Genomic DNA, 22822 nt, shown 5'->3' with positions numbered 1-22822 from the left:
TAATTAAATTATTATTTTAACTTCCAATCCTGTGGATTCTCAGATGGTTTTTTTTCTGAATTGCTTCTTAAAGCCTCATATATCTGCTTGTCATATACTACACACTCACCTTGTTTATATCCCTTTTTAGATAACCAATATTGAGGATAATCACCTTCAATATCCCAATCATATCCTTCACTTGGATTAGATAAAGTTTTATCAGCTGTTACTATATAAACAATATTATTATACACTACCTTCTGCCCCTTAAAATATCCTTTTCCATTAATCCAATATAATGCATCATCTGTAACTATACTCCACTCATATCCTTCATTTGGATATTTTATACTACTAGAATTACTTGAATATGATATATTAGTTAAAGCTTCATAAATAATACCATTATACATTACTTTATCTCCAACGATAAAATTTGTATTCCTCCAATAAGGTATACTATCCGTATCTGTTTTTATATGCCACTCTTTAGCATCTGGTCTTGGTTCAACCGATTTCGCATCATTATCTATATATTCATATACCTCACCATTATATGTTACAATATCCCCTTTTTCATACTTCTTTCCTGTAACATAATAATATGGTCTACTGCTAATTAATTGCCAATCTTCATTTAATGAAGGCTCCTGAATTGTAGCATTAACCGCCTTGTATTGAAAACTACCATACTTAACAATCTCTCCGACTTTATACCTTTTACCACTAACCCATTCTTGAGGATTAGCCCCAGTAACTTTCCATACAAGTTCAGTTAATGGATTATCACCTTGTGTATCAGCTTTAGCTGTATATAAAACACCATTATATACAATAGATTCACCTTTTTTATAGCCTTTAGTTGAAATCCAATATGGTACATTATCACTTAATATTTCCCAACTATATCCTTCATCTGGTTTTTCACTTGTATCATATCTAGCTTTGTACTTATAGCCATTATATATTACTTCATCACCTTGACTAAAGTTCGGATCACTACTAGTCCAATATTTTCTTGAATTAGCTTCTACTACTCCCCAGTTACTATTTCCTCCTGGGTATCCAGAAGAATTTGATATATCAGAATTAGCCTTATATAATACACCATTATATATAACTTGACTATCCTTTTTATATGCCTTTTCACTATTAAATTCTGTAGGATATTCAGAAATTATTTCCCATGAGCTATATTTATATGGCTTATTACTACTGTTAGATATATCTGAGTTTGCTTTATATAATATTCCTTCATAAGTAACAATTGTATCTTTTTTATATGATAATGTTGGGCTCCATTCTAATGGCCAATCTGATATAATCTCCCAATTATCAAATTTATCTGGACTGTTGTCTTGATTACTAAGATCTTTTTTAGCTTTATATAGCACCCCTTTATGAACAACTAAATCACCAGTGTAATATACTAAAGTGTTTGACCATTCTAAAGGTTCATCAGATATTTTTTTCCAATTGTTAAATTTATCAGGATCATTACCACTATTACTTATGTCATGTATGGCTTCATATAAAAATCCATTATATATGACCCTATCACCTTTTAAATATTTCTTAGTACTCATCCACTCTAAAGGTTCATCAGATACTGGTCTCCAATCCCCCCAATACTGTGGATTATTGTTACTATTACTTATATCACTTGTTGCCTCGTATAAAACTCCCTTGTATACAGTCTTGAATCCTGTAGTATATGCAAGTTTATTACTCCACTCAATAGGATCATTTACCGGTATCCAATTTCCATATAAATCTGGTGGATTATTACTGTTAGCTCCTGTCGAATTTCTTGCGACATATACAATCCCATTATATATTACCTTATCTCCAACATTATTAGCTTTACTATTATCCCATTCAGGTATATTTAAATCTACCAATTCATTATTTTGTTTTGGTATATTATACGGCGCTGTAGCAGTATCACCTGAAGATACAATATCTAAAACAACATTAAAATAAATATTTTGATATACACTTTTTTTCCCTTCATTATCAGTTGCTTTTATTTCATATGTATAGCTTGGCCACATTCCGTTCCTAGTTATGTGAATTATACTATTCAATGATTTTATAATATCATTTGATTTTTTAGCATCATTATATGTAGAGTCATTAATATCATGCTTTATATTATCTATATCCGCTTCATTTAATATTGTATTTTTCTTTTTAGTAATTTCAGATATAATATACTCTCTAGCAACATTTACTGCTGAATCCAAATCTAAGTTACTATCAATAATAGTACTATAACTCTTATTTAATTTTGTAGTACCAATTACATAACTTGATACTCCCGTACAAACAATAAGTAATGCCGATAATAAAATTAATACATAAGCTAATGCTGAACCATTTTTTTTCATTATGTCTCCTCCCATTCGATTTATCATTTTAAAGAACATGAACTGATTTTATTTTTTATTTTTATAATAGTAGCTTCACTAATTCTTAATCTTTTTTCACTTTCGGCATACATCAATAATGTACCATTTGTATTATTTACATAAATATTTTTACCAGCTATCATACTTCCACTTAAATTGGTACTGCAATATTCTGAATTATTTATTTCTATATTTCCAGTACATATTATTATCGTATCTGTTAATTGAAGTTTGTTCCATTTCAAATTATTAGTAGTGCTATTATTTATAATCAATTTATTAGCATTAACTAAATAAACCTTATAATCATTTACAGTAAAGTATCTAATTCCTTCGCCAACCACCTTAATTTCATCTGATATTCCTAAATCAGTTATCTTTATTTTTTCTACTCTTGAACCATTTACTTTATCAAAATATAAGTTTTCATCTATTGTTTCCAAAACAATAGATGATTTGTACTCAAAGTTAAATATTGGGATATTTATTCCCTCCCCTTTATTTTGATGTATTCCATAAGCACTATTACTAATTTCATGGTTATATATTTTACTATTAACAACATAATAATTATCCAATTTTTTAGTGTCAAAAAACACCTCCTTATTATTACTATTTATACTTACTATTCCATCTACAGAGTTTGCGAGTAGAATTGGTTGCCTACTTCCACCACTATTTCCCAAACCAGTATTAGTAACATTCATATTAATATCATCATTTTCTGTTGTCTTAACCCCCCCATAATATTCTGATGAAATATTAGTTTCATCCATATTAAAAGTTAATATACCATTATTATTTCTAGCAACTATAGTTGTGGAATTATCTAAATCTTTTGCTAACACCTTGTTATTACTAAGCTCATAATATGCTATTCCAGAATTAATACTCTTATTAACGTAATCACTCTTCCATAATTCCTTTTTCCCACTAACATCAACTTCAAGAAAAACTTTCTTTTCAGTAACTATATCTACAATATATCTTCCTGTATAAATCTGTCCATCATATTGTATTGATGCTTCATTCAATACTTGAGTTACTCCAACATCTAGATATCCTATTATATTATTTACTTCAACACCTGTAATTTCATTTTCAATATTCATAATTACTGTTCTAAAGTCATTTTGAATATTAGTTTTATTTTCAGTTCTATTTATTATTTTATATCCCTGTTTAAAAACACTAAAAATAATAGGCAAAACTATCATAGCAATTGCTATAACAGCCATTAATTCAACTAAAGTAAATCCCCTTTTCTTTTTCTTCATACAATCACCTATTTATATATAATTCTTTCGAATCAATACTGCCTCCATAATTCATTTCTACCTTTACTAGATATAACTCCTTATCCGTAACTTTGCTAACATTAACGTTTAGTTCATATTTAGTTGTATAATTTGCTACATTAGAGTATTCAACCGTTGCATCAGTTAATTTCTTTAGCATTTCTTCCATATCATCAAAATACACATAAAAATCTTTATTCACAAAATTATCAAATTTATCTTTTTCTATATAATATTTTCTTGTATCACTACTATCTGAAACCTCTCCTCCAGCTTTTAACTTAAATACATCTAAAGCAGCTTTTAGGTAGTTAGTTGTATCTAAATATTGCTTACTTCTATTTTCAGCTTTTACTATATTCAACATATATGAACTTATTCCAACAAATAAAATAGAAAGGATGGCCATAGCAGCCATTATTTCTACTAAAGTCATCCCTTTTTTTCTGTCATATTTTTTATTTAAAGGAGTTGTCTTTTCCATAAATTCCATCATTGAACTCATAGCTTTCAGCCTCCTCATAATTTAAGTTATAAAAATTAGCTGTTATCCCTGCATTTAATTTAGTTCCTTCAAATGGACTTAATGATATATTAGAAACATCTGCAACCCTAGAATAATTCTCAACAGCCTTAACAAACTTCATTATATCTTCATACTCTCCAGTTAAAGTCATATTAACAATTTGCTTTTTTACAGCTTGTTCATCATTAGCTTCTATGCTCGCTTCTTGTGTTCCCCCCATATCAAGTCCTCTATCAATTTCTGTAACTACTCCATTTTCATCAGTTACAACACCATCACTTGACTTTATTTCTTCTTCTGAAACATCAGAGTTTGAAAAACTCAATGCTCTCATTTCTACATTGCTCCTACTCATTAACCCTTTTAAATCATAAATTATTTGAGCTACTGCTGGTGTTTTTGAAATTTCTTCTAATGCATTATCATATTTAACTTGTAATTCTTTTTGTTTTTCTTCTAACACCTTATTTTGCGCTGGAACCATAGCTACTCTTACTTGTTCAGCTCTCTTTGCATCTAAAGTCATTAAGTTATTAGAATATTGCTCAAGTTGAGGTAATATCAAAAATCTTAATCCTAAAACAAGAGAAAGAATAACAATTGTAGTTGATAATATAACCTTATCTTTTTTAGAAAGATTTTTTAAATAAAGTACAATACTATTCTGTTGCTTTTGCTTTGCTTCCATCTTTACTTACCCCTTCTATAGTAATTGAAAAACTATATTTTATTATAGTGTTTTTATTTATTTCAGAATTAGTTCCTTCTGATCCATTATTAGTCTTATCACTGTTATCTTGTATAACATTTGTTTTATCATTAGCATCATCAGATGCTAACTCTATTATTTCATCCCAAATGTTAACACTACCAGTTAAAGCAATAGGCATAAATGTGCCCCTTGTTGATATACTATCATTTTCTTCATCTAAACTAGATACTTCTATGGTCTCTTCAATTGGATTTATGTAACTAATCTTTGCATTACAAAACTCTTCACTCATTTCTAAATTTGCCAAGAATTCTGGAATTGCACTATATGTAGATGATTTTCCACTAATATTTATTAATCCACTATCAGTAAATGAAAATCCTTCAAATGTTATTTCTTTCGGTACATAAGTATTCAACTTAGAAATAATCTCAGATGTATTGCTTGTACTATTATCTATATCTTTAATTCTATTTATAAAATACTCCATTTTACTAATTTCAGATTGCAATTGTTGATTCTTTACCACTATCTCATTATATCTAGCAATATCTGCGTCAATATTTGCTATTTCCTTAGTTATAATCTTATTGATTACCAAAAACGGAGTCACGATAGCTATTATTGCTATTAAAATTAATATAGGCACTCTTACCAATACTTTATCTATATTGGCTTTATCTTTTTCTTTTTTAATAGTTTTAGGACTTAAGTTAAGTAATTTATTATCATTTCCTCTAAGAAGCAATCCATAAGATGATATATACTTAGGGAAATTATCTTTAAACTTAAGTTTTAATCCCAAATCTGATGGATCTTTTACTAATATACATGGTAATTCAAAATATTTTTCCAAATACTTTTCCATATTAGTCATTATCATATCTGCACATATTATAATAAAGTTTGTAACAGGCTTATTGGTTTTTTCAGAATTATAATATCTTACAGTGTTATTTACACTAGCTAATAAGTTTTCAAAATTCATCATTAACTGTTGATTATTTTCAAAAACATTGGTGACTTGCTTGCTATCTAGTGCTGTAACTGCTGCCTCATCATATACTTCATTAAATATATTCTTAATTCCAAAAGGAAGATTTCTTTCAAATTTTAAAACATTGCCTTCAATTATTCCAAGTGTTGAGCTATCTGCTCCAAAATAAAATATCCCAGTTGATTCCTCACTGGCAATATGATCACTACTTTTTAATACTCGAGCTAGAGAATTAGATAATATATCTATTACTTCTAATTCTTTACCTATTTCTTCTGCTATTTCAATTATTGGATTTATTTTTTCTTTAGTTGCTGCAACTAGCAGTATCTTATATGCTTTTTTTTCTTTTGTATTTATTTTTTCTACTATTTCATAATTCATATAGTAGTCATCTATATCTGGTATAAATTGTTTGAATTCAAAATTTACTGCCTCAATTAAAGCATTATTTTTAAGTATAGGTACTTCTATGTATCTTGTTATTATATCTGTTCCTCTTAAAACAAAGGATACATTTTTAATATCTCTACCATTAACATCTAAATAATCATTTAAAAGTTTAACTATAGAATCTTTATCTCTAACATTACCATCTTTACAATCACCATTTTCTAATTCAATAGTATGTGTCTCATATATCTTATTTTTATTTCCAATAAGAATATTTATAGATGTATCTGTTATTTGGATAGATAGTTTTTTGTTATTCACTATTGACATTAGGCTACCTCCTATTTATTATTTTTTCTTATATGGATTTTCACCTGTCCACTCTATTATTTTTCCATTTTCTATATTAATTTTATTAACAGCCTCTTGATCAGCTACAATAGATTTTAGAGATTTATATGTAATATCCTGTTGTAGTAAATCATGCAGCCCTTCATAATCTTGTAAAAAACCATTATTAATTAATTCCTTTAATTCAATATCCATGTTTATCACTTCTCCACTTGATAAAACATGATAAACTACATTTCTTGATTGAACTATTATATTTGTCTTTTTAGTTCTATTAATATATCCTGATACAGTTGGTACTAATACTGCTGCTAAGATTACTATAATAGCTATAACAGACATTAATTCAATTAATGTAAAAGCCTTTTTCTTATTTTTTATCCTCATAATTTCCTCTTAAAAAATCAGGACCAAAAGGTCCTGAAAATAAAGAAATAATTATAATTTTATTGAACTGTTGTTGCTAAATCAGCAAAATCATTTCCATCTAATACAATCTTATTAAGACTATTTGGATCAGAATTAATCATAAAAGCTTCTTTAACTGTCATCTCTTCTATATTTTTAATGGCATTAATTTCTAATAAATCACTTCCAATTAATGATGGTAAATCACCAATTTCAACATTTTCATTGTTAGTTAAAGTATATTTATCAGTTTCATTAGGTGCTGTAATATTAAACGTCTCCATAGCCCCTACTGCATTTCTAACTTGAGTAATTATAGCAGTCTTCTTCGATCTAGTAATATACCCAGATACAGTTGGTACCAATACTGCTGCTAAGATTGCTATAATAGCTATAACAGCCATTAATTCGATTAATGTAAAACCTTTTTTCTTTTTCATTTTTGTTAAGTTCATTACTTATCCCTCCATATTTTTTTATGTAATTATTTTATATAAAGAGGTTGTCCCTCATTTATAACTTGATTTAACTTATCACTTGCCATTCTAAACTTAAACCTGTCTAAACTGCCCCCATAACTTGGAACATTGGCATTGCTATGGATATTACTACAAATCCAACAACAATAGCTAAAAATACTATCATAATTGGTTCAATTAAAGCAGTTAATTTTTGAAGCGCAAAGTCTGCTTCTATTTCATAATACTCTGCTGTTTTCTTAAGAATATCATCCAAACTACCTGTATCTTCTCCAACCTTCATCATTTGAGTTAACATCTTAGGAAATATTCTTCTTGATTCTAATGTATCCCCAATTCCTGCACCCGTAGTAATTAACTTTGTAGATTCATCAATAGCTTCTTTTATAAATTTATTATCAACTGCATTACCTGCTATACTCAACGATTCGATAATATTCATTCCACCTTTAACTAACATTGCAAAGGTCCTAGCAAATCTTGCAGTAAATATTTGTTGTGTTATTTTGCCTAAATACTTGTCTGTTACTAAGAATTTATCAATTTGATACTGTATAGGATAATTAGTATCAATAAATAATTTTTTTACAACTATTATTGCAATTACTATTAATACTAATAATAAAAAATTCGAATTAATAAAATCGCTAATAGCAATTACTATCTTTGTTGGTATTGGAAGCTCTTGTCCCGCAGATAATATACTATCAACAAAGGTTGGAACAACAAAACTTACAAGGCCCATAACTATACAAATAGCAAATACTAATAAAAATTTCGGATAAGTTAGTGCTGCATCTATTTTCTTCTTTTGCCTATGTTGCTTATCATAATAATCAGCCATTTCTTCCATTACCTGATCTATATTTCCTGTTGCTTCTCCAACTTCAACCATTGCAGTAAGCATAAAAGGAATATCTTTATGTTTACGAAAAACCTCAGATAAAGCACTTCCTTTTTGAACTTCTTCATGTACATTATCCAATATTTTTCTTAACCTCTTATGTTCAATTTGATCTTTAATCATTCCTATAGCTCTAAGCATTGGAACACCTGCAGATAAAGTAAAATAAAATTGTCTACAAAGAATTGCTAAATGATCAAAAGGTATTCCCTTTTTAATATTAAACTCTAATGTAGCACCTTTATTATTCTCTCTTACTGAAATTGGGAATATCCCTTTGCTTCTAAGCATTTCTTTTACATCATCTTGTGTTTCAAGATCAATCATTCCTTTAACTGTAGAACCATCTAATGATTTACCTTCATATAAAAAAACAGGCATTTATCATTTCTCCTTTAATCACCTAATAAAGTTACTCTTAACAATTCTTCTACTGTAGAATTACCATTCAATACAACATTCATTGCAGACTTGTTTAATGTTTTCATATTATTTCTTAATGCAGCATTTGTAATTTCTTCTAGTGGTTTATCTGCATTAATTAAGTCTCTTATTTCCCTATTAATTTCCATAACTTCATATATACCAACTCTTCCCTTATATCCAGTATTGCTACATCTATTGCAGCCTACTTTTCTGTATAAAGTTAAGTCTTGATATTTAGGCACTCCTAAAATTTCTTTTTCATAATCACTTGCTATATATTCTTCTTTACAATGAATACATAGTTTTCTTATAAGTCTTTGAGCTATAATTCCTACTAAAGCAGATGAAACAAGATAAGGAGCAACCCCCATATCTTTTAATCTTACTATAGATGATGGTGCGTCATTAGTATGTATTGTACTTAGAACTAAATGTCCTGTTATAGCAGCTCTAACAGCTATTTCGGCTGTTTCAGTATCTCTTATTTCTCCAAGCATTACTATATCAGGGTCTTGTCTTAATATTGATCTTAATCCTGAAGCAAATGTTAATCCTGCTTTAGTATTAACGTTTACTTGATTAATCCCATCCATTGAAAATTCAACTGGATCTTCTACAGTGATTATATTTTTATCTTCTTTATTTAAATCCCTTAATAAGGAATAAAGAGTCGTTGATTTACCACTTCCTGTTGGCCCAGTAACTAATACTATTCCATGTGGCTTATTAATAATTTTATTTATCTTATCTAAATCATCATCAGCAATACCAAGTACTGATTTATCAACATTAAATGCACTTTTATCTAATATTCTTATAACTATTTTTTCACCATTTACAGTTGGTAAAACTGACACTCTTAAGTCTACATTTTCATCATCAACCCGAGTAAATATTCTTCCATCCTGCGGAATTCTTTTTTCTGCAATATCCATATTACCCATAATTTTTATTCTGGTAATCAGACCAGCCAATGGTTCCTTTGGTGAGTCAAATTGCTTTTGTAATGCTCCATCAATTCTATATCTTACACAAACCCTATTTTCAAATGGCTCTATATGTATATCACTTGCTTTACTTCTTACTGCATTTTGAATGATAGAATCAACAAGTTTTACAGCAGGTGCATTTTTTATATCTTCACTTAACTCTTCTTCAAGTACCTCATTAATTTTTTCTTGATTCCTAAATTCTTCTGCAGTTTTTTTCATATAATCTTCTGAATAATATTTTGATATTGCTTGTGCTATTTCAGCTTTACCACATAAAGCAATTTTAACTTCATATCCAGAAGCAATTCTAACATCATCCTCTGCTATTATATTAAGCGGATCATTCATTAAAACTAATAATTTACCTTCAATAAACTGAACTGGAAATACATTGTATTTTTTAGCTAAGGATTCAGAAATCATCTTAACAGCTTTTCTATCTACTGTTATCATATCTAAATAAATTCTTTGTATTCCAAGCTGTATCTCTAAAGCCTGTAATAAGTCATCCTCAGTAATAAAACCTCTTTCTATCAATACCTCTCCTATTTTATTACCTGTTTCTTTTTGAATCTTTAGCGCTTCTTGTAAGTCATTTTCTGTAATATAGTTAAGTTCAATTAACATATCACCTAACCTTTTTCTTCGATTCATTTTTCCTCCATGTAATACTTTAATATAAGGTTTATGTATATTTTTATTACTACCTTTTAAGTAATTATTTTTATTACTATATCTTAGTATAATTAGTAAACTATTGATATTCAATCATAATCTCATTTATTATTTAATTAAAAATTTAGTTAAAACAATCCTAAATAAATATCTATTAGCCTACTTCCATATAAGCAAGCTATTATTCCACCTATAGCTAAATATGGACCAAATGCAATCTCAGCTTTTCTTTCTTTTAACTTGAATATCAAGATTATGGTAGCAACTATTCCCCCTAAAATTATGGCTAAAAATAAAGTCACTAAAATACCTTTTATACCTAAAAATAATCCGCATATAAGTGCTATATCAATATCGCCCTCTCCCATACCTCTAGTTAAAATAACAATAAGGTATATAATACCAAACCCTATAAATGCACCTGCAATATAATTCCAAGGTATTGATTTTGTCTCCATCCATTCTAATACTGCAAATAATATTCCAGATACTACTCCAAAAACTACTGTTGAGTTATAAACATATTTGGTTTTAAAATCAATAAACCCTATTACTATTAAAAGTGATGCAAATAAACAGAACTTAAATAAATTTAAAGTAAATCCAAATTTTAAATAAATTGCTATATATAAAATTGCGTTTAATATCTCAACTATTGGATATTGTATAGAAATTTTCTCCTTACAACTTCTACATTTTCCACCTAAAAATATATAGCTTAACACTGGAATCAAATCTTTAGCTTTTAATTCATATCCACAATTAGTACAATGTGATGGTGGAAATGCAATTGATTCTTCGTTTGCTATTCTACAAATGCATACGTTTAAAAAACTTCCTATTACTAATCCAAAGATTACTACTAAAAAAATATCCATTACTACTCCTTAAAACAAAACTTACATTATATTATTATAGAAACAAATAATTGTAATTAATACTAATTAATTATATAGTACCATTTTTTATTACTATTTTCCATGTTTTATTCATTTTTTGTATTTTTTTGTATTTTCCTACAAAAAAACTTTTCTTTTCTAATTATATCTAATAATAAAATAAAAATAAGGTTATTACTAACTCATAGTTATAGTTAATAATAACCTTATTTATTGAAATGTTAATTTTTATTTATATTAATACATTCCATCCATTCCGCCCATTCCTGGTGCACCTTGCATTGGTTGTTCCTTTTGTGGAATATCAACTACAGCAGCTTCAGTAGTTAAGAATGTAGAAGCTACAGATGCAGCATTTTGAAGTGCACTTCTTGTAACCTTAGTTGGATCAACTATTCCAGTCTTAATCATATTTACATATTCATCATGTAAAGCATCATATCCCATTCCAGCTTCACTGTTCTTAATTCTTTCAATAATTACAGAACCTTCAACTCCTGCATTAATAGCAATTTGTCTCATTGGCTCTTCTAATGCTCTTACTATAATGTTAATACCAACTTGAGTATCAGCAACATCTGATTTTAATTCTGCAACCTTGTTAATAACATTAACATAAGCTGTTCCACCACCTGGTACTATTCCTTCTTCAACCGCAGCCTTAGTAGCAGCTAAAGCATCTTCTATTCTAAGCTTTCTTTCCTTAAGTTCTGTTTCTGTAACAGCACCAACTTTAATTACTGCAACACCACCAGAAAGTTTAGCTAATCTTTCTTGTAATTTTTCTTTATCAAATTCAGAAGTAGTCTCTTCTATTTGCATCTTAATTTGATTAATTCTTTCTTTTATATTAGCACTATCGCCTCTACCATTTACTATAGTAGTATTATCCTTTGTTATCTTAACACTTTCAGCTTGACCTAGCATATCTAAAGTAGTTTCTTTTAAATCTCTTCCTAACTCTTCAGAAATTACTTGACCACCAGTTAAAATAGCTATATCTTGAAGCATTTCTTTTCTTCTATCTCCAAATCCTGGAGCCTTAACAGCAACACAGTTAAATGTTCCTCTTAACTTATTAACTACTAATGTAGCCATTGCTTCACCTTCGATATCTTCAGCTATTATTAATAACTTCTTACCAGCTTGAACTATTTGCTCTAATACTGGTAATATTTCTTGTATGTTTGTAATCTTCTTATCAGTTATTAAGATTAATGGATTATCTAATACTGCTTCCATTTTTTCAGTATCAGTTACCATATAAGCTGAAACATATCCTCTATCAAATTGCATACCCTCAACTACTTCTAGTTCAGTACCCATTGATTTAGATTCTTCAACAGTAATAACTCCTTCATTACCTACTTTTTCCATAGCATCAGAAATAAGCTTACCTATTTCTTCATCAGCTGCAGAAATAGCTGCAACTCTAGCTATATCTTCCTTACCACTAACTGGTTTAGAAATTTCTAATATTTCACTAACTGCTTTATCTACAGCTTTTCTTATACCATTTCTAAGTAACATTGGATTTGCACCAGCTGTTACATTTTTTAATCCTTCTCTTATAATAGCTTGAGCTAAAAGTGTAGCTGTTGTAGTACCATCCCCTGCAACATCGTTAGTCTTAGTTGCAACTTCCTTTACTAATTGAGCTCCCATATTTTCATATGGATCTTCTAATTCTATTTCTCTTGCAATTGAAACACCATCATTTGTTATAAGTGGTGAACCAAACTTCTTATCTAAAACTACATTTCTTCCTTTAGGTCCTAATGTTACCTTTACTGTATCAGCTAGTTTATCAACACCAACTTGCATTGCTCTTCTAGCTTCTTCTCCGAATTGAATCATCTTTGCCATAATAAACTTACCTCCCAATTAATTATTCTACTATTGCTAATATATCGTCTTGCTTTAATATAATATATTCTTCACCGTCAACCTTTACGTCTGTTCCTGCATACTTAGAATATAACACCTTATTTCCAACTTCTACATCCATAGGAACTCTCTTTCCTTCAACCATTGCCCCTGGCCCTATTGCAACAACTTCTGCTTCTTGTGGTTGCTCTTTTGCTGTTCCTGTTAAAAGTATTCCACTCTTTGTAGTTGTTTCAGCTTCTAATTTTTTTATTACTACTCTGTCACCTAATGGTTTTATATTCATAAATAAACCCTCCTATATTTCATTTGTTAGCACTCACTTTAATAGAGTGCTAATATCTTTATATTTATAATATAATTTATAAAGTAAACTTTCAACAATTACTTTCTATATTATTACCTTACTAAGGTCAAATATTACTAATTATAGTAATTTATTTTTAATTTACTTTGTTTTCCATTATTTTTCTTGCTATTTTAAATTTTAATTAAATATCTATAATAGATGTAATACCTTTTTTATATGCCTTTAAAGCACACCCTAATAAAATCCATACTATAGGTGCTACTATTATTACACTAATATTAAATATACTTTGAATAATATATGTAAATACCACAATAAATAGAATTTTAAATTTATCATCTTTAATATTCTTAAATAATCCAAATAAAATCAATATTAATACTGAAATATATGAAATCACAGTAAAAATCCCTCCACTAGCAGCATACTCTAAAAACTCATTATGCGCCTTATCAAAATAATCATTTGTTGGACCTGCATAGCTCATATATTTTTCATAATAATCATCCATTAATCTTAATCTTAAAGTATCTGGACCTTGTCCCAAAAACGGACTATCTATAAAAGCATTATAGGCCATCTTCCAAATAAATATTCTACTCGATCCAAAGCTATCCTCTATTTCAACATCATCACTTACTACTGAAGTTGCAACAGTTTTTCCCTCATTAATTATCATTAAGGCTCTATTTGTTATTGCTCCTGATGAAATATAATTTAAACTTAAAAATATACTTGTAAAAAGTATAAATACTATAATAGCTCTATTTAAGCACTGTTTTCTTCTTATAATAAATATAAACCCAATCAATGCCATTACTCCAAATGCTACCCATCCACTTCTAGTTGTTGAACAAAGTAATGCCGAAAACATTAACGTAGTACAAAATAAATACTTTTTACCTCCGTTAAAAATATAGTAAGAAAGGTATATAGCTATAAATATTAATATGTATGTAGAAAAAAAGTTTCTATGTCCTATAGTTCCCATAGTTGTAGGCATTAATATGTCACCCAATGCAAATTTTTGAATAGGATCAATACCAAAAAATTGCATTATTCCATATATACTCATTAATGTAGGTGCTATAAGCATTATATTCCACATAGTTTTATTAATTTTAAAATACGTTGACGATACAATAAATAATAAAATATAAATAGCTATTGTAAAAAATCCCTCATCTCTATGATAATTACCCCAAAAAGCTTCATATTTATAGTCTGAAAATATTGCTGCTATTAATAATGTAAATAAAAATATCACAGCTAAAATACTTTCTTTATATAATTTAATCTTTTTATCTTTTATCACTATTATTAATAAAAGTATTGCTGCCGGATATAAAAACATTGACCTACTATTTGTATATACTGGCTTACTTACTGGCAATACAATAAAAGGTAAAACCAATATAATGAAATATAATATCCCCCTTATTATTGCTTCGTTATTAATCTCCTTAAATAAAATCGAATTTTTAATCTTTTCCCCCATTAAATACCTCTTTCTTATGTAACTTATAATTATTTTATCCTTATTTTTAGTTACAGTATATTTTTCATCTTAACATAAAATTCCATGTATTTAAATAAGCTGTGATTTCATCATACTATAGACAAATCCACAGCTCTATCTCATAACTTATTTATACAATAAATATCTTATATCAATTTTTATAACAATAACTATTAGTCTTCAGAAGGCATTCTTTCTAAATTAACATCTTCAAATTCCTCAAGAGTTCTATTCTTAAGAACAGCCTTAATAGTAGTTCCATTATTAATCTTAGTAAATGCAGCCTTAGCTCTCATTGGAGGAGCAATTACTCCTGCACCATTGATACATCCACCTTCACACATCATACCTTCAATAAAGTTTCCTGGTAACTTACCAACCTTGGCAAGCATCATAGTTTTTTTACAGTCAAGTCCTGAAGTTGGTATTGGTTTAAAGTCAACTTCAACTCCACTATCTGCAATATAATTCTTAATAGCTGCAGTCAATCCACCTGAAGCACCAAAGTTTCTTCCAAATACAGATGCATCATTAACATTTTCTTCTTCACATTCAAAAGGATTAACATCAAATGCTTCAAATAAAGCAAGTAATTCTTCAAATGTTAAAACATAATCAACTGCATCTTCTATTCCTATTCTAACAGCTTCACTCTTTTTCGCTGTACAAGGACCTATAAATACAACCTTAGCTTCTGGATCAACTTTCTTTACATACCTTGCTGCTGCAACCATTGGAGATACAGTTCCAGAAATTCTATCTTTTTCAGTTGGGTTAGTTTTTTCAATGAAATTTAAAAATCCTGGGCAACAGGAGTTAGTCATATATTTATCTCCTCTTTCCATTCTTTCAACAAATTCATTAGCTTCATGAACTGTTACTGCATCAGCTCCTAATGCTGCTTCAATCATTTCCTCAAATCCAAGTGCTCTTATAGCATTTCTAATCTTACCATAATTCATAGTAGGACCAAATTGACCAGTTATAGCTGGTGCAACAATTGCATACATCTTTCTATTTCTTCCAAGCCTCTTTGCAACTGGGACAATTAAGCTCTTATCAGAAATTGCTCCAAAAGGACATGCTCTCATACATGAACCACAATTAACACATAATTCCTGTTTAATCATAGCTCGTCTGTCATTAGGATTAATATCTAAAGCTCCTGTTGGACATGACCTCTTACAAGGTCTCATAACTTCAGATATAGCATCATAAGGACATGCTTTTTTACATCCCCCACATTCCTTACATAGCTCTTGATTTATATAAGCTCTTCCATTTACTATTGTAATAGCTCCAAAATTACATGCACTTTGACATCTATGAGCAAGACAGTTTCTGCATGAGTCTGTTACATTGAACTTGTTTATAGGACATCTATCACATGCTGCTTCAATAACATATATAATTTGTTCATCAGGTCTAATATCAATTAAATCTGGCTCAGCATTATCACCATTAGCAAGATATCCAGCTGCAAGCTTGGCTCTTTCTAAAACAATAGCTCTTTCTTTATAAACACAACATCTATATTGTGCAACTTCACCTTTAATAACCTCATAAGGAACCTTTTCAATACTTTCTAAACTAATTTCATCATTTTTTGCAAGTCTTGCAACTTCTGTTAATACCTCATGCTTTAACTTTTTAAGCTGAGTTTCAAACTTGAACATTTAACCACTCCCCTCCGTACTGTATACCACTTCTAATTATACAATATTTTCCCAATAACTTCTTTTCTTTTTCGAATATTCTGATAATATTTTTTCATATTTAAAGTTCAACATTTATCCTCAAAATCACATTTAATTTTATTTTTTTATAAATTAATTTCTAAATTTACTTATAAAAAAAATGATAGGATTTCCTTTTACAAATAAATCCTATCACTTCTTTAAAATAACTTAATAAATATACTTAATCAATTATAAAAAACTTCAATATTAATATATTTTTTCATCAGTCTTTATTATAAAATCAACTAATGCTTCTTTAATATCATCAATTAATTCAACATCTACAATTGACATATTATCATCATCAGTATGAACAACTCCTGTAATACCATCTTGCCCTATTACTAATGAAGCAGCATTTTCTCTTCTAAATGACATATGATCACTGCTACCTACAACTGCTCCTTCTTCATTCATTGCATAAGGAACCATCTCATAGTAAACATCATCTTCATCTAAAACTTCAATAAAATCATCATATAACTCTTGAGATGCAGGATCATTATTTTTCACTGCTAATCCTTCATTTCCTTTAACTCCAACACAATCAATATTGATATTATACCAATCATCATATGTTTCTTTAAATTCACTTACAAACTTTCTACTACCTATTAATCCAAGTTCTTCAGCATTAAATGCAGCAAAAATTATATCATATGGTGGTTTTTCATCACTATAATAATTAGCTAATTCCTTAGCACTTTCAAGTAAAACTGCAACACCAGATGCATTATCAATTGCACCTTCTATTTTGCTAACACTAATTTGTTGTGAATCAGTGTTGCTAGCTGCCTCTTCATTTTTCTTCCTTACTGTTACATGGTCAAAGTGAGCTGAAATTACAATTGCCTTAGAACTATCTTCACCTTTAATAACTCCAATTACATTATCAACTTCATTTTCATTATCTCCAGCAGGATTAAATATAGACCTCATTTCTTTATTTAAATCCACCTCTTGAAAATAGCTTCCATTATTAAATGGCTCTAACCCAATTGCTTCATAATAGTTTTTAATAAACTCTGCTGATTTAGTATTTTCATTAGTTCCTACTACTCTGGATAAATATTCATCACTAGTAAGTTCATTCATTATACTTTCAACATTTAAATCCTCTGGATTTTTTCCTGCTTCATTGTATGAACCTTGTTCCTTTGTTAATACCCCTTTACTAAATACACTTTGTTTAAAGCTACTTCCACATCCAGTAAAAAGCAAGCTTACTACTAATGCACTTGATATTATTGATATTAACCTCTTCTTTATATACATAGTAACCTCCCATAAAGTTATTAAGCTTTTGTCATTTTCACTTAGCTTATCCCTCTTATAACAATTCTATACATAACTTTAGTTACTATTCTACCTTTATATTGTTTTCCCTTGCATAATAAAATAAATATTGCTGAGCCATACCTGATAACTCTCCAAATTTATCTCTTCCAAATACTCTTATTTTATTTAATGATACATCTGGTGCTAAATAGAAATGTATCATTGCTCTTTTTATCCAAACATCAACTGGGAAAGCTGATTTTTTAGCCATTGAGAAAAGCATTATACAATCTGCAACCTTAGCTCCAACCCCCATAAAGTTTTGAAGCGCCTTATGACATTCATCAGTTGGCAATGACTTTATATATTCTAAATCAAACTGTTGTAATTCTTCATTTAAAGTTCCATTATTTTTAGCTTCAATTGCAGCATTAACCTTTCCTATTGTATCTACTATGTATTTACTTCTAAAAGATGCTCCTGTTTCTTTTATTTCTTCTAATGTTGCTTCTTTTAATTGTTCTGGAGTTGGGAATGCATAATATATATTTCCTTTATACTCAATTTTATCTCCCCATCTTTCAGATATCTTTTTAATAGTCTTCATTATTGAAGGAATACTATTTCTTGCTGATATTATAAAGCTTATTAACATTTCAAAAGGATCTTGATTTAATATTCTTATACCATAACCAAACTCAACACTTTTTCTTAAAAGTTCATCTTTAGATAATTCTTCTTTTATTTCTCCATAATTAACTTCTAAATCAAAATATTGTTTCCATATTTCGTTAAAGTCTTTCATATTAGTATTAAGTATTGTTACTGTGCTTCCCTCTTGAATTACTTCTATAACTCTTCTATATGCAACAATTATGTAGTCTGTATCAGTTATTCTCTCCCATCTAAAACATTGACCACATTCTAATATTTGTTTTATATTAAAATCTTTCACATTTTCTAATATTATTGAATTTTCTTTTTCTATTATATTTGTATAGTTCATTTCACACCTCGTTACTATAATAAGTTTTAAATCTTATCATTTATATTTTTATTGTTTCTAAGTTCATATTTTTATATTCTAAAGATAAATATTATTAATTAATAAATTCTATCTATTATGCTATATTAAATAAATTTATTTTTCAATATATTTCAAAATACTATTATCCATATACATTTAATAAAAATTCACTTTAATATCATCATTTTATTAAATAAGCCGTTATAGTTAAAATACTAAAACTATAACGGCTTATTTAACAAATTTGATTACTATACTTTATATTATAATAATTCTTTTCTTTCCCTATCTATTAATTGAATAATAATCTTTATAATCTTCAATTAATTCCTGTAGAACTTCAGCTGATACTATCATCATTTTTGAACATCTTGTTTCGCATTCATAATATTTTTCTTTTAAAGATATACAATCTAATGAATTCATTCTTCTATTAAATTCATATAAAAATTTAGAAGTCATTTCTCTAACATGTGGACTTTGGTGCCCTCTTTCTGTAGTGAACATTATCCCTAATGCTGCTATTGCTCCTGTTGCTGCACCACAAACACTTCCTATTGCCATTCCTCCACCAAAAGATGCCATTGTCATTAAAGTCTGCTTGGAAATATTTAAATCATAAACTTCATTAACTGCTACAAGCATACATTCTGCACAATTTAAATCATACTTTTTATCATAATATTTCATTGTAGTTTCTACTAACATTTAATTAATCTCTCCCTATAGTTCACATTTTCATTAGTTATATACCAATGGCACCTATCCTATAGCATTCCAATTGTTATTTCCTATATAAACAGGGTAAAGTCTTACAAAGACTAGCCATTAGATAAAGTTACATACTCATTTATAACATTAAAAACTTTCTTAAGTAACTGATCCATATTCTTGCCTCTTAAAAAGTTCATTTCGATTTCTATTCCACCAGTTAAAAATAACTTTATTTCTGAATCCATATCAAAATGCCCTGCTGTTTCTATTGCATAAGTAACTATTTTGCTATATGGAATCGCATAATATTCTGTTTTCTTACCAGTTATCCCTTGTTTATCACATATCAAAATCTTTTTATCTGTAAATAAGGCTGCATCTCTAACAGTCTTTACTGCAAATAGTGGTTGCTCATTTCTACTTACAAAATAAAGTAATGATTTTGGTATCTCTACTTCTCCATAAAAATTAAACACTCTTTTATTATTGTTAGTTTGATCTTCCATGTATTAACTCCACTCCTTTTACTATGCTAATATTTACATATCCTTTTATAAACCTTAGTACTTTATTATGATAATTATACCATAATACAATAAAGAGCAACTACCCGTCGATAGTTGCCCTTTAAAGTTAAATTAAAACGCTTATTTCCAATATATTATTTAAAATATATTATATCTCTTTAAATATATCATTAATTAATTTTAAAAATTTATAATTATCTTAATATCAATTAAGCATTATAGTTGTAGAATCCTCTTCCTGTTTTTCTACCTAACCATCCTGCTCTAACATACTTTCTTAAAGTACTACTAGCTCTATATTTAGTATCTCCAGTTTCATTATATAAAACATCCATAATAGCTAAACAAACATCTAATCCAATTAAATCCCCTAACGCTAAAGGTCCCATTGGGTGATTTGCACCATATTTCATAGCTGTATCTATGTCTTCTACTGATGCAATTCCTTCTTGAAGAATAAATGAAGCTTCATTAATCATTGGAATAAGTATTCTATTAACTACAAATCCTGGAGCTTCTGCAACTTCTACTGGTTCTTTCCCAATTGCTAAAGATAATTCCTTAACAGCATCAAAAGTTTCTTGAGAAGTAGCCATACCTCTGATAATTTCAACAAGCTTCATTATTGGAGCTGGGTTAAAGAAATGCATTCCTATAACCTTTTCTGGTCTACTAGTTGCTGAAGCAACTTCTGTTATTGATAAAGAAGATGTATTTGAAGCTAAAATAGTTTCTGGCTTACAGATCTTATCTAACTCAGCAAATATTTCTTTCTTAATTTTCATGTTTTCAATTGCAGCTTCAACAACTAAATCACAATCTGCAGCTAAATTCATATCAGTAGTTCCTGAAATTCTAGATAAAACATCTTCCTTAGTTTCTTCAGTCATTTTTCCTTTAGCAACTAATTTAGATAAACTCTTATTAATTCCAGCAAGTCCTCTTTCAACAAACTCATCTTTTATATCTCTAACTATTACTTCATATCCCTTTTGAGCAAAAGCTTGAACTATTCCTGCACCCATAGTTCCTGCACCTAAAACAAAAATCTTTTCCATATCTAAACCTCTCCCCTTTTAACAGTGACAAGTGATAATTGGTAAATTACAAGTTGTTATATGACCATTTGATTACCACTTTATCTTGATTCTGTTATTATTTAATTCTCAAATTTTTTACACCATAATTTCTTTATTTCATCAACATTATTTTTATTAAAGTAAAAAAATCCTAGGCTATTTTACTTTATACATTATTATAAAAATATGATTGGCCACTTATATTTTTATAATTTTAATGTTTATATATTTATATTTTTCCCCGAATAAATCAAACTAGATTCTGCACACTAATGGTTCTTCAGAATCAACAGATTCTTTTAATTTACTTATCATTTCTGGAATAACTTTATTTAAATCTCCCACTATTGCATAGTCTGCAACCTTCATTATTGGAGCAGTTTCGTCTTTATTTATAGCAATTATCATATCTGATTCTTGCATACCAGCAACATGTTGGATTGCTCCTGAAATACCACAAGCAACATAAATTGTAGGTCTTACTGTCTTACCAGTTTGTCCAACTTGATAATCTCTTTCAATCCAACCTTTATCTACAGCACCTCTTGATGCTCCAACAACTCCACCTAAAACTGTTGCCAATTCTTGTAAAAGTGCGAAGTTTTCTTTACTTCCAACTCCTCTACCACCAGCAACTATAACTTTAGCTTCTCCTATGTCAACAATATCCTTATTAGCCTTTACTACTTCAACAACTGTTGTTCTAATATCTGACGCTTCTAATTCAACAGAAACATTTTCTATAGTATAGTTTTCTTTCTTTTCAGTTAATTTAGAAAAAACTCCAGGTCTTACTGTAGCCATTTGTGGTCTATGATTTGGACATGCTATAGTTGCCATTAAGTTACCACCAAATGCAGGTCTTGTTGCAAGTAAGTCACCATTCGTAACATCTACTTCTAAAGATGTACAATCTGCAGTCAATCCAGTTGAAAGTCTAGCTGCAACTCTTGGACCTAAATCTCTACCTATGAAAGTAGCCCCTATAAATAATATTCCTGGCTTTCTTTCATTTGCTAATTCACAAATAACTTTTGTATATCCATCAGTTGTATAATTTTCTAATGCTTCATGTTCAGCTACTAATATTTCATCAGCACCATGTTCTCCTAAAATATCTGCTAAACAAGCAACATTATTTCCTAATAATACTGCAGTAAGTTTAACTCCTAATTCATCAGCTAATCTTCTACCTTCTCCTAATATCTCTAATGAAACCTTTTGTAATTCACCATTTCTTTGTTCAGCAAATACCCAAACGCCGTTATATTCTGATATATTCATCTCCA

20 protein-coding genes are annotated in these 22822 nt (G+C 28.7%); all 20 read right to left on the bottom strand.

The genetic code is table 11. The features are described 5' to 3' along the window. Positions 1-11 precede the first annotated feature (11 nt). Positions 12-2372, bottom strand: coding sequence for a hypothetical protein (locus HCG70_RS01065; protein WP_042399218.1), 2361 nt, complete (start codon positions 2370-2372; stop codon positions 12-14). 23 nt (positions 2373-2395) lie between these two features. Beyond that, the gene (locus HCG70_RS01060) at positions 2396-3670 is read right to left on the bottom strand and encodes a PilW family protein (RefSeq protein ID WP_221697378.1); all 1275 of its coding nucleotides are present in this window, start codon (positions 3668-3670) and stop codon (positions 2396-2398) included. 4 nt (positions 3671-3674) lie between these two features. Next, entirely contained in the window at positions 3675-4196 is a 522-nt protein-coding gene (locus tag HCG70_RS01055) for a type II secretion system protein J (protein ID WP_042399212.1), read from the bottom strand. Next, positions 4150-4905, bottom strand: coding sequence for a type 4a pilus biogenesis protein PilO (gene pilO / locus HCG70_RS01050; RefSeq protein WP_042399209.1), 756 nt, complete (start codon positions 4903-4905; stop codon positions 4150-4152). Before pilO ends, HCG70_RS01055 begins: the two co-directional genes overlap by 47 nt. Next, positions 4877-6649 (bottom strand): pilus assembly protein PilM, encoded by a 1773-nt coding sequence (pilM, locus tag HCG70_RS01045; RefSeq protein ID WP_042399206.1) that lies wholly within the window; start codon positions 6647-6649, stop codon positions 4877-4879. The genes pilO and pilM overlap by 29 nt, the downstream gene beginning before the upstream one ends. A gap of 18 nt (positions 6650-6667) precedes the next feature. After that, positions 6668-7057 (bottom strand): type IV pilin protein, encoded by a 390-nt coding sequence (locus HCG70_RS01040; RefSeq protein ID WP_042399205.1) that lies wholly within the window; start codon positions 7055-7057, stop codon positions 6668-6670. A 59-nt stretch (positions 7058-7116) separates the two neighbouring features. After that, positions 7117-7533, bottom strand: coding sequence for a prepilin-type N-terminal cleavage/methylation domain-containing protein (locus tag HCG70_RS17625; protein ID WP_052330693.1), 417 nt, complete (start codon positions 7531-7533; stop codon positions 7117-7119). Positions 7534-7639: 106 nt separating this feature from the next. Next, a complete protein-coding gene (locus tag HCG70_RS01030; protein WP_042399203.1) occupies positions 7640-8842 on the bottom strand; it encodes a type II secretion system F family protein in 1203 nt (400 codons plus the stop codon). Positions 8843-8856: 14 nt separating this feature from the next. Continuing rightward, positions 8857-10533 carry a GspE/PulE family protein gene (locus tag HCG70_RS01025; protein WP_042399264.1) on the bottom strand — a complete coding sequence of 559 codons (1677 nt, stop codon included), beginning with the start codon at positions 10531-10533 and terminating at the stop codon, positions 8857-8859. A 149-nt stretch (positions 10534-10682) separates the two neighbouring features. After that, complete coding sequence (locus HCG70_RS01020) at positions 10683-11432, bottom strand: A24 family peptidase (protein WP_042399201.1); 750 nt, start codon at positions 11430-11432, stop codon at positions 10683-10685. 258 nt (positions 11433-11690) lie between these two features. Then, the gene (gene groL / locus HCG70_RS01015; protein ID WP_042399199.1) at positions 11691-13319 is read right to left on the bottom strand and encodes a chaperonin GroEL; all 1629 of its coding nucleotides are present in this window, start codon (positions 13317-13319) and stop codon (positions 11691-11693) included. Positions 13320-13341: 22 nt separating this feature from the next. After that, positions 13342-13626, bottom strand: a complete 285-nt coding sequence (groES, locus tag HCG70_RS01010; RefSeq protein ID WP_042399195.1) for a co-chaperone GroES — start codon at positions 13624-13626, stop codon at positions 13342-13344. A 205-nt stretch (positions 13627-13831) separates the two neighbouring features. Beyond that, a complete protein-coding gene (locus HCG70_RS01005) occupies positions 13832-15148 on the bottom strand; it encodes an O-antigen ligase (RefSeq protein ID WP_042399192.1) in 1317 nt (438 codons plus the stop codon). A gap of 194 nt (positions 15149-15342) precedes the next feature. Beyond that, on the bottom strand, positions 15343-16845 hold the full coding sequence (locus HCG70_RS01000; protein ID WP_042399189.1) for a 4Fe-4S dicluster domain-containing protein: 1503 nt from the start codon (positions 16843-16845) through the stop codon (positions 15343-15345). Positions 16846-17115: 270 nt separating this feature from the next. Further along, positions 17116-18183 (bottom strand): M28 family metallopeptidase, encoded by a 1068-nt coding sequence (locus HCG70_RS00995; protein ID WP_042399186.1) that lies wholly within the window; start codon positions 18181-18183, stop codon positions 17116-17118. A gap of 85 nt (positions 18184-18268) precedes the next feature. Then, entirely contained in the window at positions 18269-19192 is a 924-nt protein-coding gene (locus HCG70_RS00990; protein WP_042399183.1) for a DNA-3-methyladenine glycosylase, read from the bottom strand. A gap of 306 nt (positions 19193-19498) precedes the next feature. Further along, the gene (locus HCG70_RS00985; RefSeq protein ID WP_042399180.1) at positions 19499-19921 is read right to left on the bottom strand and encodes a C-GCAxxG-C-C family (seleno)protein; all 423 of its coding nucleotides are present in this window, start codon (positions 19919-19921) and stop codon (positions 19499-19501) included. 113 nt (positions 19922-20034) lie between these two features. After that, positions 20035-20433 (bottom strand): PH domain-containing protein, encoded by a 399-nt coding sequence (locus HCG70_RS00980; protein ID WP_042399177.1) that lies wholly within the window; start codon positions 20431-20433, stop codon positions 20035-20037. A gap of 230 nt (positions 20434-20663) precedes the next feature. Continuing rightward, positions 20664-21512 (bottom strand): 3-hydroxybutyryl-CoA dehydrogenase, encoded by an 849-nt coding sequence (locus tag HCG70_RS00975; RefSeq protein WP_042399175.1) that lies wholly within the window; start codon positions 21510-21512, stop codon positions 20664-20666. A gap of 276 nt (positions 21513-21788) precedes the next feature. Next, the gene (locus HCG70_RS00970; protein WP_042399172.1) at positions 21789-22817 is read right to left on the bottom strand and encodes an electron transfer flavoprotein subunit alpha/FixB family protein; all 1029 of its coding nucleotides are present in this window, start codon (positions 22815-22817) and stop codon (positions 21789-21791) included. Between the last annotated feature and the right edge of the window lie 5 nt (positions 22818-22822).

The organism is Clostridium sp. K04 (genome assembly GCF_019734375.1).
Lineage (GTDB): Bacteria > Bacillota > Clostridia > Clostridiales > Clostridiaceae > Clostridium > Clostridium saudiense.
Note: the sequence above shows the minus strand (reverse complement) of the source record. Positions and strands in the feature narration are given on the sequence as shown.